This window comes from Streptomyces sp. VTCC 41912, from assembly GCF_045799175.1.
GTDB lineage: Bacteria > Actinomycetota > Actinomycetes > Streptomycetales > Streptomycetaceae > Streptomyces > Streptomyces albulus_C.
The window spans coordinates 99305-111378 of sequence record NZ_JBJMAB010000010.1 but is presented as its reverse complement, the minus strand read 5'-3'; the positions used below and the strand labels follow the sequence as shown (position 1 = coordinate 111378).

Sequence of the window (12074 nt, the reverse complement as noted above, 5' to 3'; positions counted from 1 at the left end):
CGATCTGGTCGTTCACGGCCGTTCTTCCCTCTTTCCCCGGCCTCCGCCGGGCTTGTGCAGTGCGGCGTCGAAGAGCAGGTTGCTGCCCATGGTCAGGGCGACGATCAGCAGGGCCGGCAGCACCACGGCCCAGGGCTGTACGAACAGCCCGGTGCGGTTGCGGTCGACCATGACCGCCCAGTCCGCGGCGTCCGGTGCGACCCCGACGCCGAGGAACGCGGCGGTGGCCACCAGATACAGCACGCCGGTGAGCCGGGTGCCGGCGTCGGCGGCCAGCGTGCGGACCATCGAGCGGCCGACGTGGCCGACGGCCGTGCGCCACCAGCTCTCGCCCTGGAGGCGCAGCGCCTCGACCGCGGGGCGCGCGGCGGCCTGCCCGGCGGCGGCGCGCACGATCCGGGCCGCGTCCGGGACGTTGACCAGCGCGACGAGCAGGGCGAGCCCGACGGGACCGGGTGTGAACGCGGACGCCACCAGCAGGATCAGCAGGAGCGACGGCACGGCCAGCAGCACGTCCAGCGGCCGCATCAGCGTCTCCTCCAGCCAACGGCGGTGGGTGAGGGCGCCCGCGAGTCCGACGGGCAGCGCCACGAGGTAGGCGAGGGCGGTCGCGGCGAGGGCGGTCACGACCACGGGGCGGCCGCCGTGCAGGGCCTGCTGCCACACGTCGCGGCCCACGAAGTCGGTGCCGGCCCAGTGGCCGTCGCCGAGGGTGAAGGACGCGGTCCGCGGGCTCGGGCCGCCGGCGATCAGTGGTCCCAGGACGGCGAGGAGGAGGGGCACGGCGACGACGGTGAGCCCGAGCGCGTAGCGGCCGACGTCCCGTCGCCGTACGGCTGCGGCAGAGGGGGGCGGGGTCACGCGGCCACCTCCGCCCGGGGCGTGAGGCGGTGGGCGAGCAGGTCGGCGCCGAGGTTGAGGACGACGGTCAGGACGCCGAACACCACGGCGAGGCCCTGCACCACGGGCATGTCGCGTTCGGCGACGGCGTTGAGCAGGACCGTGCCGAGTCCGGGGATCACGAACAGGGCCTCCACGACGATGACGCCGCACAACAGCCAGTCGACGGTCCGGGCGAGTTGTTGGACGGCCGGGGCGAGGGCGTTGGGCAGGGCGTGCAGATAGCGGACGCGGGCGCCGGGCACGCCGTAGCGGCGGGCGTGGGCCGCGTACGGCGAGGCGAGCGCGTCGATCATGCTGGCGCGCACCAGGCGGGTCAGGGAGCAGACGGGTCGGGACAGCAGGACGACGACGGGCAGGACCAGTGCGGCCGGTTGGGCGAGCAGGTCGGTGCCGTAGCCGACGGCGGTGGGCGGCAGCCAGGCCAGCTTCAGCGCGAAGACGGTGACCAGCAGCACTCCGAGGGCGAACTCCGGGACGGCGTACACCGCGAGCGTCACGGAGCTGATCAGCCGGTCGGCGAGCCGGCCTTCGTGGCGGGCGGCCAGCACGCCGAGGCCGAGGCCGGTCGGCACCAGCAGGGCGAGGGTGAGCACGGCCAGCAGCAGGGTCGGCCCGAAGCCGTCGGCGAGGTACTGGCCGACCGGCCGACCGGACGTCAGGGAGGTGCCGAAGTCACCGTGCAGCAGACCCGCCGCCCAGTCGGCCAGTCGCTCGGGGGCGGGCCGGTCGAGGTGCAGGGTCTCGCGGATCGCCGTGATGCGGGCCGGGTCGGGCTGGTCGCCGGCGAGGGCGACGGCGGCGTCGCCCGGCAGTGCGTCGGTGAGCGCGAAGACCAGCAGCACCACGGCCGCCGTCTGCCCGGCGCCGAGCAGCAGCCGCCGGGTGACGAAGGAACGCAGACCGCTCACGCCAGCCACACCTTGTCGAAGCGGGCCCAGTCCAACGTGTTGGCGGGCGCGTGGCGTTCGACTCCCTTCACCCGGCGCGCCGTTCCGATGATCCAGTCCGCGAAGCCCCAGACCAGGAAGCCGCCTTCGGCGTACAGGCGGCGCTGCATGCGCGCGAAGAGAGCGGCGCGGTCCTGCTTGGCGTGGGTGGACTGGGCTTGTTGGTAGAGGGCGTCGAAGTCCCTGTGCTGCCATTTGGTGGCGTTGGTGGTGGAGTCGCTGAGGAGGCGTTGGGAGAGGTGGGCCTCGATGGGCATGGCGCCGGACCGGTAGCAGCACAGGGTGCCGTTGTTGAGGATGTCGCTCCAGTAGGAGTCCTTGCTGCCCATCTTGACGTCGAGGGTGACGCCCGCCTTCGCGGCCTGGTCGCGGAAGATGCTCGCGGCCTCGGTGAAGCCGGCGGCGACGGCCGAGGTGTCGAGGGTGACCCTGAGCCGCTCGGCGCCGGCCTGTTTCAGCAGGTAGCGGGCCCGGTCCAGGTCCGGCGCGCGCTGCGGCAGGTCGGTGGCGTAGTACTCGTACCCCTTGCCGAACAGGTCGTTGCCGATGACGCCGGCTCCGGACAGGGCGCCGGCGACGAGTTCCGTGCGGTCGGCGATCAGGAAGAACGCCTCGCGCACCCGCTTGTCGTCGAAGGGCGGCCGGTCGGTCTTCATGCAGAACGCCTGCATGGCGCTGTTGCGGAGTCGGACGATCTCGATCTGTCCCTTGCCCTCGTGGGCGCGGGCGGTGGTGGGGTCGAGTTCGTGGGCGTACTCGACCTGCCCGCCGAGCAGGGCGTTGACGCGCGCCGACTCCTCGCTCGCCACCAGGAACTCGATCTCGTCGAGGTGCGGGGCACCGTCCCAGTATCCGTCGTGGCGGCGGAAGACCGCCGAGCGGCCGGGGGCGAAGGAGACGAAGCGGAAGGGGCCGGAGCCCACCGGGTGGTGGTCGAAGGCGGTGGCGTGCCGGGGAACGACGTAGGCCCCGAACGCGGCCAGGATGTTCGGGAATTCGGCGGTCGGCCGCTTGAGGACGAACTCGATGTCCCGCTCGCCGGTGGCGCGGCTCGCGGCGAGGTCGAGGGGCTCCAACGACGCCCTGGCGCGGAACGCCTGCCGGGGGTCGGCGATCCGGCGGTAGCTGTACAGCACGTCGTCGGCGGTGACGGGCGTGCCGTCGTGGAAGGTGGCCTTGCGCAGGGTGACCCGCCAGCGGTCCAGGGTGGGGTTGGCCTCCCATCGCGCGGCGAGGCGGGGCTGCGCGGACAGGTCGGCACCGTAGTCGGCCAGCTTGTCGAAGAGTGCCTTGGCGCGGGCGACGTCCGCGAAGAGGTTGGCCTTGTGCGGGTCGAGGGTCTCGCTGGCACCACCGCCGGCGAACGCGGCGCGCAGTCGCCCGCCGCGCTTGGGGGTGCCGCCGGGGTCGTCCGCTCCCCCCGCGTCGCCGGGGCCGCCGCAGCCGGTGAGGGCGAGCGCACCGAGCGAGGCGGCGCCGGTCGCGGCGAGGAAACCGCGGCGGCGCAGTCCTGGCAGGGGGCGGATATCGGAGTGGGGCAGGCGGTGGGTGAGGTCGTCGGGCATGTGGTTCTTCCTCGCCGAGTCGTCGTCAGGAGTGTCGCGCTGACGGGGGTGTGCGGGGGTGTCGGGGAGATCAGGGATGTCTGGGCCGTCCGGGAGGTCAGGGGTGGGCGGGTGGCCCGGTCAGGCGGGCGACCACGTGGAGTCGGTCGGCGTCGGCCGTGCCGCCGGGCTCTTGGCCCTCGTGCCAGGGGGGTTCGGTGCGCGGGCCGGGCCCGTCGTGGAGTTCCAGGACGGTGAAGCCGTGCGCGGCGAGGAGGTGGCGCAGCTCCTGCGGGAGCAACAGCCGCCACGCACTGTGTTGTTCGACGTCCGGTGCTGCGTCGTCGGTGGTCCAGAGCCGGGTGCGGCGCAGGAGTTGGGCGGTGCGGTCCACGGAGAGGGTGGTGGTGGAGCGGTGGACGGTGCCCTGCCAGGTGAACTCGTTGACGGTGGGGTGGTCGAGCAGATCGGTGCGGCCCAGGAAGTAGGCGCCGTTGCGCATCTCCGCCACCAGGAGGCCGCCGGGGACGAGCGTGCGGCGGCAGGCGGCCAGCAGGGCGTCGAGTTGGGCGTTGGTGTGGCAGTACAGCAGGGCGCTGTCCAGGCACACGACCGCGTCGAAGGCGCCTCGGCCCAGGTCGAAGCCGCGCAGGTCGGCGCGTACGTAGGTCGGCCCCGGGTGGTGGGTGCGGGCGTACGTGAGCATCGGCTCGGCCAGGTCCGCGCCGGTCACGGTGCGTCCGGCGGCGTGCAGGTGGGCGGCGTCCCGGCCGGTGCCGCAGCCCAGGTCCAGGACGCGCGGGCCGGCGCCGTGCCGTGTCAGGCAGTCCTCCGCCCACCGTCCGGCGAGCCGTTCGGGGTCGGGGAAGCGGGCCTCGTAGAGCGCGGGGTTGTCGGTGAGGAGGTTGCCGGGCGTCATGTGGTGCCGCTCCTCTGGCCGTTGGCTTCGTTCGCGGTGGGTGCGGTCGGCTCCGCGGCGGGGCCCGCGGGCAGCGCCCCGCGCCGGTGCAGCCCGATGACCGCGCCCGCCGAGGCCAGGCCGAAGAGCGTGCAGCACGCCCAGGGCAGCCAGCCGGCGCCGGTCCGCGCACCGGTGTCCATGGCCCAGCCGACGACGGTGTTGCCGACGGCGGCGGCGATGCCCGAGACGACGTAGAAGATGCCGAAGTAGGTGCCGGTCAGCTCCGGTCGGCCGAAGCCGGGGATCAGCTCCATCACGAACGGTTGGGCGACCATGACGCCGAGGTAGAGGAGCAGGGCGCCGATCAGCACGGGCACGGCGGCGAGCAGTTGGTGGGATGTCGGGCCGGCGACGGTGGCCGGCGGCAGGAACGCCAGTCCCATCAGGGCGAGCCCGGCCGCGATCCACAGTGCCCGGTGGCCGCGGGACTTGAGGGCGGTGGTGAGCGGGAGTTGGAGGGTGAGGTTGGCGAGGGTGCCGACGAGGAACACCACGCCTGCCGCGCCGTCCCAGCCGGTGGCGTGCCGTGCGCCGTCGGGCAGCAGCAGGTAGAGCTGGTTCTGCAGGGTGAACATGCCGACCATGGCGAAGGCGAACGCCAGGAAGGACCGGTTTCCGAGGACCTCGCGCCAGTCCGCGAGGACGCCGCGCGCGCTCGGCGCCACCTCCCGCGCGGGCAGTACCAGTGCCTGTGCCACGGTCAGCACCGCGAAGATCCCGGCGGCGGTGAGTGCGGAGGTGCGGAAGTCGACCAGCAGCAGCGCGCTGCCCAGCAGCGGGCCGATCAGCGCGCCGGTGGTGGCGAACACGTTGAACAGGGCGAACGCCTCGGCCCTGCGCTCCCCCGCCTCCTGCGCGACGTAGGCGCGCACGGCCGGGTTGAACAGGGCGCCGGCGAGCCCGCTGAGCACGGAGGCGGCGAGCAGCACGGGCAGTTCGTCGCCGAGGGCGAACAGCGCGAACCCGACCGTGCGCAGGGCGCAGCCGGCGATGATGACGCCTCGTGCGCCGAGCCGGTCGGCGGCGGAACCGCCGATGATGAACAGGCCCTGCTGACTGAGGTTGCGGACGCCGAGGACGATCCCGACGACCGCGGCCGACATGCCCAGGTGGTCGCCGAGGTGGGTGGCGAGGTAGGGGATGAGGAGGTAGAAGCCGGTGTTGACGCCGAGTTGGTTGACCAGGAGGAGCCGGACGGCCAGGGGGAAGCGGCGCATCTCATGCAAGGTCCGCATGCGGCACCTCCTCGACGCCCAGTCCGGGCAGGTCGCGGGCGCGGACGAAGCCGTCGGTGCCGCCGATGCCGGTCCACGGGTCGCGGGCGAGCAGGAGGTGCCCGTCGAGGTCGACCCAGCGGGCCCGGTCGGCCAGGTGGACGGCGGGGGCGAGGCCGAGGCTGCTGGCGGTCAGGCAGCCGAGCATCAGCGCGGTGCCGCTGCCGGCGAGCGACTCGGCGATGCGCAGTGCCGCGTGCACGCCGCCGCACTTGGCCAGCTTGACGTTGACGCCGTGTACGCGTCCGGCGAGGCGGCGGGCGTCCTCCAGGCTGACGGCGTCCTCGTCGGCGATGACGGGCAGCGGGGAGTGGTCGGCGAGGCGGCCCAGGGCTTCCGGGTCACCGGGGGCGAGGGGTTGTTCGACGGCCTCCACACCGAGGTCCGCGAACCGGGGCAGCAGGGCCGTGGCCTGCGCCGGGCTCCAGGCGCCGTTCGGGTCCAGGAGCAGCCTGGCCCGGGGGGCGGCACGGCGGATGGCGCGGATCCGCGCCACGTCGTCCTCGGGGTCGTCGGCGCCCGCCTTCACCTTGATCAGCTCGAAGCCGTTCGTGGCGAGGCGGCGGGCCTCGGCAGCGGCGTGCGCCGGCGCGGTGATGCCGATGGTGCGTGCGGTGGCGGCCACGGGTGCCCGGGGTGCGCCGAGCAGGCGGTGCACGGGGGCGTCCGCGCGTCGTCCCACGAGGTCCAGGAGCGCGGACTCGACGGCGGCCCGCACCGCCGGTGGGGTGCCTGGTCCGGCCAGCTCGCCTTCTCTAAGGGCCTGTAGGGCGCTCTCCGGGTCGGCGAAGCGTCGCAGGTCGACGGTTTCGAGGAGGCGTTGCAGGGTCTGGGTGTCCAGGCCGTAGTACACGCTGGTGACGGCCTCGCCGTGACCGTGCAGACCCTCGTGTTCGACGGTCAGCCACACGGCGTCGCGGGCGGTCATGGTGGAGCGGGAGATGCGTAGCGGCACGGCGAGTTCGAGGCGTCGGGCGCGCAGACTGGCCTTCATGGGTTCTCTTCCGGTGCGTATGCGGGGAGGGGGACGGCCCTCAGCGGGTCGGTGACGCGGGTGCACCGGACCCAGCCGACGGCCTCGGTGGCGCAGGGGTGCGCTATCTCGACGGGCCGGGTGGCCGCAGTGGCCGGGTCCAGGCCGTTGGCGGCGGTGAAGTCGTCGTCGAAGACCGTGCCGAGGTAGCGGTGCGGGCCGTCGGGGAAGACGGTGGCGACGACCGCTCCGGGATGGACGCGGGCCGCCCAGGCGGCGACGCGGGCGGCCGCTCCGGTGCTCCAGCCGCCGCTGACGAAGGATTCCCTGGCCAGTTGGCGGCAGCTTGCGACGGCCTCCGCGGGGCCGATCCAGTGGACCTCGTCGAAGGCGTCGTAGGCGACGTTGCGTGGGTGGATGCTGCTGCCCAGTCCGCGCATCACGCGGGGCCGTGCGGGCTGACCGAAGATCGTTGAGCCGGTGGCGTCGACGCCGATCAGTCGCAGCGCGGGCCAGCGTCGCCGTAGCGGGCCGATGATGCCGGCGCTGTGGCCGCCGGTGCCGACGCTGCACACGAGGACGTCGAGGTGCTCGATCTGGCCGGCGAGTTCGGCGGCGAGCGAGGCGTATCCGGCCGTGTTGTCGGGGTTGTTGTACTGGTCCGGCCAGTAGGCGTCGGGGAGTTCGGCGAGCAGTTCGTGCAGTCGGGCGAGGCGGGCGGCCTGCCAGCCGCCCTGGGCCGCGGGACGGTCGACGATGTCCAGGCGGACGCCGTGAGTGCGCAGCAGCTGCCGCATGGAGGGCTCCAGTTCGCGATCGCCGACCAGGACGACGGGATGGCCGAGTGCCTGGCCGGCGAAGGCCAGTCCGATACCGAGGGTGCCTGAGGTCGACTCCACCACCGGTGCGCCGGGGAGGAGTTCGCCGCGTTCGCGGGCGCCGAGCAGCATCGACACGGCGGCCCGCGCCTTCATGCCGCCCGCGGCGAGCCCTTCCAACTTGGCCCAGAAACCGGGGTGCGGGCCGGGCAGGTCCGCGGTGATCCGCACCAGTGGGGTGCGCCCCACGAGGGCCAGCAGCTCCCGCCGGGCACGGGTGGTGGGGCGTACGGCGGTCGTGGCCATCAGGCGCCTCCCGGACAACGCCCGCCGTAGCGGTGAACGACTCCGGGCCCGCCGTCGAGCCAGAAGAACGGGTACGGCTCGGCGCACACCGCACTCACGCCGTGGCCGAGGAAGCGCGGAAGGACGGCGCTGCCGGTCTGGGCGAACATCACCAACTGTTTGCCGTGGCGCCGCGCATGGCGCCGCAGCGGTTCGAAGGTCCCGTTCCCCAACGTCATGCCGGACACCAACAGCGCGTCAGCCTCGTCCACCGCGGCGAGCGCGTCGGTGACGGCCGGCTCGCCCCACTCGGTCCGCCCGCCCTTGAGGTCACACGCCACATAGCGCAGACCACGCCAACGCAGCGCTTCCAGAAGGGAGTTGACGACTCCCACCACCAGGACGACCGCCCCGGCAGGCAGGTCGAGCAGTTCGACGACGGCCCTCGCCCGGGCGCGGGACTTCTCCACCGAGGTCCCGGCGGGCAGCGGGAAGGGGCGCGCCCCGTACTGCGGGACGTGGGGGGCGACGTGCATCAGGTAGGCGTCGAGGGCGGCCACCCGCACCGGCCGCAGCCGGTGGCCCAACAGCGTGGCGACGTCCGCCCCGACGCAGTCGTCGAGTGCGTCGTCGGGCAGCGCGCCGGGCTCCACGGCGCAGGATCCGACGGCCTCGGCCAGGCGCAGGCTGAGCACTTCGTTGCGGTAGCCGGTGCCACGGCCGTCGTGCCGGACCGCCTGCTGGGTGCGGAAGGCGACGGCGATGCGCTGGGTGCTCGGATCGGGCCCCAGCGCACCGGCCCGCACGCGCTCCACCAGGCCGTCGCACGTCAGGTCCGTCGTGGCGCCCACGGTCAGGTCCGCTGCCGCGCCGGTGGTCAGGTCCCCTGCGGCGCCCGCGGTCATATGATCACCAGGCCCGCGCGCAGATCGGCCAGCAGGGCCGCCACACGGTCGCGGGAGCCGAGCCCCTCGGCGTCGCCCACCATGACGTGCCCCAGGTACGCGTTGTTGCTGTCGGCCGCGTCGACCACCCTGCCCGGCTCGGCGAGCTGCACTTCCAACACGTCTGACTCGTCCGGCAGTTGGCCTGCCTCCAGCGCATCGAGCGTGCCCGTCGTATGGGGCACGAGGAAGCCGACGGCGGCGCTGCGCAGTCCGGTCCGGGTGCGCCGCAGGTCGGGTGCGCGGCCCAGTGCGACGTCGACGAGGGCGGCGGCGAGGTCGATCCCCGTCACGTGGCGGACCAGTTCGGTGATGCGGTTGCCCGCGGGCCGGGGGTTGACCTCGACGACGCGCGGCCCGGCGGACGTCAGCTTGATCTCGGTGTGCGCCACGACGCCGTCGGTCAGGCCGAGTGCCTTGAGGGCGCTCAGTGCGGTCCGCTCCGCGGCTTCGGCGTCGGCGGGAGACAGGGCGGCGGGGAACATGTGGCCGGTCTCGACGAAGGCGGGCGCTCCGCCGATGCTCTTGTCGGTCACGCCGACGACCTGCACCGCCCCTGCGGACGAGACGGTCTCCACGCTCACCTCGGGACCGTCCAGCAGCTCTTCGAGCAGCACGGTCGGCACCCGCCGCTGCCCGCGCGCATTGACCGGAAAGTCATTCAACTCCCGTACCGCTGCGGCGAGTTCACTCTCTTCTTCGACGCGCCGCACATACATGCCCGCGCACAGGTCGACCGGTTTGACCACCAGCGGATAGCCGATCTCCCGGGCGGCCCGTGCGAGGTCGGCCCACTCCTCGTGGGCGGCGAAACGCGGTCCCGACAGCCCGGCGTCGGCGAGGACGCGACGGGAGAGGTCCTTGCGGCAGGCGTTCTCGACCGCCTCCGGTCCGGGGCCGGACAGTCCGAGCCGTTCGGCGATCCGCGCCACCGTCGGCAGGTAGTAGTCACAGGACGAGAGCACCCCGTCGAACCCCCACACCGCGTGCAGTCGCTCGACGTGCGCCAGCAGCGCCTCGGCGTCGTTGGTGTCGGCGGTGATCACGTTGCGGGCACCGAGCAGCGGATGGGCCGCCCCCTCCGGCGCGGAGCGCAGGTAGTGGTGCAGGTCGCGGGTGAGGAACGTGAACTCGTGCCCACCCTCCCGGATGGCCCGTGGCAGCAGCCTTCCCATCGACCCGACCCAGCTCTCGACCACCAGCAGATGAGCCACAACTCCCCTTTTCTTTCAGGGCACTTCAGATTCCAAGGCAGCACGGCGCACCCCTGACGGGAGGGCGCCGGCTTTACTCCGCACACGTTATCGATAATCATTTTCATTGTCATCTCTTTGCTGAACCAGGGAGAACCCCATGCCCACTCCCCCGCGCCGCGCCGCCCTGCTCTGCGCCCTCGCCACCGCGGCCACCCTGCTGCCCGCCGCCCCCACCCAGGCAATCCCCCGGACGACCACCCCACCCACGGCCCTGCGGTTCGGCGACTGCCCCGACTCCGTACCGACCCCGCCGGCGCCGGAGCACGTCGAATGCGGCCGGCTCAGCGTGCCGCTGGACTGGCACCGCCCGCAGTCACCGCACATCGAGATCGCGGTCTCCCGGATACGCGCCTCGGGCACGCCCGCCGAACGACGCGGCATCCTGCTGGTCAACCCGGGCGGACCGGGCGGCTCCGGCCTCCCCTACGCGGTCACCAAACGCGCCAAACTCCCCGCCGGCGTGCGGCGTTCCTACGACGTCATCGGCTTCGACCCACGCGGCGTCGGCCGGAGCGCACCCGCCGACTGCGGCCCGATGGGCGGCCTCTTCGACGCACCGGGCAGCGACCCGGTACCGGTCGGCGCGACAGCGGAGAAGAAGTACCTCGCCGCACTGCACGCCATGGCGGACGACTGCGCCGGGCCGGCGACCGCCGCACTGCCGCACCTCTCCACCGAGCAGACGGCGCACGACATGGACGCGATCCGCGCCGCGCTCGGCCAGCCGAAGACCAACTTCCTCGGCGTCTCCTACGGCAGTTACCTGGGCGCCGCCTACGCGGCCCGCTTCCCGCACCGCACGGGCCGCATGGTGCTCGACAGCGTGGTCGGGCCCTGGAACTGGTACGACTTCGACGCCCGACAGAGCCAGGCACTACTGCGCCAACGCGACACGTTCTTCGCCTGGGTCGCCGCCCACCCCGAGCGCTTCGCACTGGGCGGCAGCGCGTCCGCCACCCGCGCGTCCTACCTGAGCGCACGCCGCGGACTCACCGAGCATCCCGTGAACGGCTTCGGACCGGCGGAGTTCGACCGCGCCGTGTACCGCGCCCTGGGCCGCACCGAACGCTGGGCACCCCTCGCCGACGGCCTGCGCGGCTACCTGCGCACCGGCAACCCCGACGCCCTCCGTCCCGCCGCCGCGTTCGACGCCCCCGACTCCCGCAACTACGAGGCGGCCAACCGCATCGTCAAGTGCGCCGACGGCCCGGCCCCCACGCCCCACCGCATCCTGACCGACCTCCACCGCATGCGGCACCTCGACCCCCAACCGATCCTGACCGGCATGGAGGCGGCCACCTGCGCCTACTGGCACCAGCGCCCGCAGCACCGCACGCCGCTCGGCAGCCCCGACGCGCCGCCCGCGCTGCTCGTCGCCTCCGAACACGACCCCGTGACCCCCATCGAGGGCGCGTACCGACTCCGCCCGCTCCTGCCCGGCTCACGCCTGATCACACTCCACGACGACTACTCGCACGGCGTGTTCGCCAGCCGGGGCAACGCCTGCGTGGACGCCACCACGGCCGCCTACCTGACCGAGGGAACGCTGCCGGCCGAGGACGTGCACTGCACCGGCCCGGGCCTCCCGGAGGTACCGCAACAAACACATTGAGGAAAACGATCCGGAGTGCGCCGCGTCATGCTCGACGCCCTCTCCAAGGCGTTCGACTACGGATAGGTACCCCCACTCAGGCGCACCATGGAACACGGCACGTGTGGGGCGCCGTTCCTTCCGGACACAACGCCTTGAGCACTGCCTTGCGGATCGCTCGCCAGGCACGCAGTGAACACACCAGGTGGACGCGCAGCTCGACCGCCTCCCGTTCGCCACTGTTCTGACCAGGATGTTCAACGGCCCACTGTTCCGCCAGGTAGTCGTAGGTCTCGGCGGTCGTCAGGTCGCTACCGGGATAGGTGCGGGCAACATCCGCCATGACGATCCGGGCACCCCGGGAACCCACGGTCCGGTCGACGAGCTCCCTGACCCAGGCCAGCCCCTGCTCGTCCGCATACAAGCCGAACCTCAGAATTCGCGTCCTCATGATGGCGCGAACCTACTGATCGTCAGCCTCCAGCGGCAACGCTTTAACCTTCAATGGCGCCGGGGATGCGGCAGGCGCTCCGGGGGTTCCCGTACCCGAGCGCACCACGGTGAATCGACCTTCGCCC

At 73.0% G+C, this 12074-nt stretch carries 11 protein-coding genes; 1 reads left to right on the top strand and 10 read right to left on the bottom strand.

Features of this window, described 5'->3' with window-relative positions:
• Nucleotides 1-12: 12 nt before the first annotated feature.
• The 9 genes from ACJ6WD_RS17255 to ACJ6WD_RS17215 all read right to left on the bottom strand — a co-directional run bounded on the left by ACJ6WD_RS17255 (nucleotide 13) and on the right by ACJ6WD_RS17215 (nucleotide 9863).
• Nucleotides 13-861, bottom strand: coding sequence for an ABC transporter permease (locus tag ACJ6WD_RS17255; protein ID WP_407616096.1), 849 nt, complete (start codon nucleotides 859-861; stop codon nucleotides 13-15).
• On the bottom strand, nucleotides 858-1811 hold the full coding sequence (locus ACJ6WD_RS17250; protein ID WP_376441186.1) for an ABC transporter permease: 954 nt from the start codon (nucleotides 1809-1811) through the stop codon (nucleotides 858-860). Before ACJ6WD_RS17250 ends, ACJ6WD_RS17255 begins: the two co-directional genes overlap by 4 nt.
• Nucleotides 1808-3415: an ABC transporter substrate-binding protein gene (locus ACJ6WD_RS17245; protein ID WP_407616095.1), complete on the bottom strand. Its 1608-nt coding sequence runs from the start codon at nucleotides 3413-3415 to the stop codon at nucleotides 1808-1810. The genes ACJ6WD_RS17250 and ACJ6WD_RS17245 overlap by 4 nt, the downstream gene beginning before the upstream one ends.
• A 97-nt stretch (nucleotides 3416-3512) precedes the next feature.
• On the bottom strand, nucleotides 3513-4313 hold the full coding sequence (locus ACJ6WD_RS17240) for a class I SAM-dependent methyltransferase (protein WP_407616094.1): 801 nt from the start codon (nucleotides 4311-4313) through the stop codon (nucleotides 3513-3515).
• On the bottom strand, nucleotides 4310-5590 hold the full coding sequence (locus tag ACJ6WD_RS17235; RefSeq protein ID WP_407616093.1) for an MFS transporter: 1281 nt from the start codon (nucleotides 5588-5590) through the stop codon (nucleotides 4310-4312). The genes ACJ6WD_RS17240 and ACJ6WD_RS17235 overlap by 4 nt, the downstream gene beginning before the upstream one ends.
• Nucleotides 5574-6623, bottom strand: coding sequence for an enolase C-terminal domain-like protein (locus ACJ6WD_RS17230; RefSeq protein ID WP_407616092.1), 1050 nt, complete (start codon nucleotides 6621-6623; stop codon nucleotides 5574-5576). The genes ACJ6WD_RS17235 and ACJ6WD_RS17230 overlap by 17 nt, the downstream gene beginning before the upstream one ends.
• Complete coding sequence (locus ACJ6WD_RS17225; RefSeq protein ID WP_331246975.1) at nucleotides 6620-7726, bottom strand: PLP-dependent cysteine synthase family protein; 1107 nt, start codon at nucleotides 7724-7726, stop codon at nucleotides 6620-6622. Before ACJ6WD_RS17225 ends, ACJ6WD_RS17230 begins: the two co-directional genes overlap by 4 nt.
• A complete protein-coding gene (locus tag ACJ6WD_RS17220) occupies nucleotides 7726-8610 on the bottom strand; it encodes a Rossmann-like domain-containing protein (protein ID WP_407616091.1) in 885 nt (294 codons plus the stop codon). The genes ACJ6WD_RS17225 and ACJ6WD_RS17220 overlap by 1 nt, the downstream gene beginning before the upstream one ends.
• Nucleotides 8607-9863: an ATP-grasp domain-containing protein gene (locus ACJ6WD_RS17215; protein WP_407616090.1), complete on the bottom strand. Its 1257-nt coding sequence runs from the start codon at nucleotides 9861-9863 to the stop codon at nucleotides 8607-8609. Before ACJ6WD_RS17215 ends, ACJ6WD_RS17220 begins: the two co-directional genes overlap by 4 nt.
• Nucleotides 9864-10002: 139 nt before the next feature.
• Between ACJ6WD_RS17215 and ACJ6WD_RS17210 the strand changes: the two genes are divergently transcribed.
• Nucleotides 10003-11517: an alpha/beta hydrolase gene (locus ACJ6WD_RS17210; RefSeq protein WP_407616089.1), complete on the top strand. Its 1515-nt coding sequence runs from the start codon at nucleotides 10003-10005 to the stop codon at nucleotides 11515-11517.
• A 76-nt stretch (nucleotides 11518-11593) separates the two neighbouring features.
• Here the strand turns inward: ACJ6WD_RS17210 and ACJ6WD_RS17205 are convergent, their stop codons facing one another.
• Nucleotides 11594-11920, bottom strand: a complete 327-nt coding sequence (locus tag ACJ6WD_RS17205; RefSeq protein WP_376441204.1) for a hypothetical protein — start codon at nucleotides 11918-11920, stop codon at nucleotides 11594-11596.
• Between the last annotated feature and the right edge of the window lie 154 nt (nucleotides 11921-12074).

What these genes read in the sequence shown, in the direction of transcription:
- ACJ6WD_RS17245 (WP_407616095.1), bottom strand. Translation starts at nt 3,415, where the DNA reads ATGCCCGACGACCTCACCCACCGCCTGCCCCACTCCGATATCCGCCCC.
- ACJ6WD_RS17225 (WP_331246975.1), bottom strand. Translation starts at nt 7,726, where the DNA reads ATGGCCACGACCGCCGTACGCCCCACCACCCGTGCCCGGCGGGAGCTG.
- ACJ6WD_RS17220 (WP_407616091.1), bottom strand. Translation starts at nt 8,610, where the DNA reads ATGACCGCGGGCGCCGCAGGGGACCTGACCACCGGCGCGGCAGCGGAC.
- ACJ6WD_RS17235 (WP_407616093.1), bottom strand. Translation starts at nt 5,590, where the DNA reads ATGCGGACCTTGCATGAGATGCGCCGCTTCCCCCTGGCCGTCCGGCTC.
- ACJ6WD_RS17240 (WP_407616094.1), bottom strand. Translation starts at nt 4,313, where the DNA reads ATGACGCCCGGCAACCTCCTCACCGACAACCCCGCGCTCTACGAGGCC.
- ACJ6WD_RS17230 (WP_407616092.1), bottom strand. Translation starts at nt 6,623, where the DNA reads ATGAAGGCCAGTCTGCGCGCCCGACGCCTCGAACTCGCCGTGCCGCTA.
- ACJ6WD_RS17210 (WP_407616089.1), top strand. Translation starts at nt 10,003, where the DNA reads ATGCCCACTCCCCCGCGCCGCGCCGCCCTGCTCTGCGCCCTCGCCACC.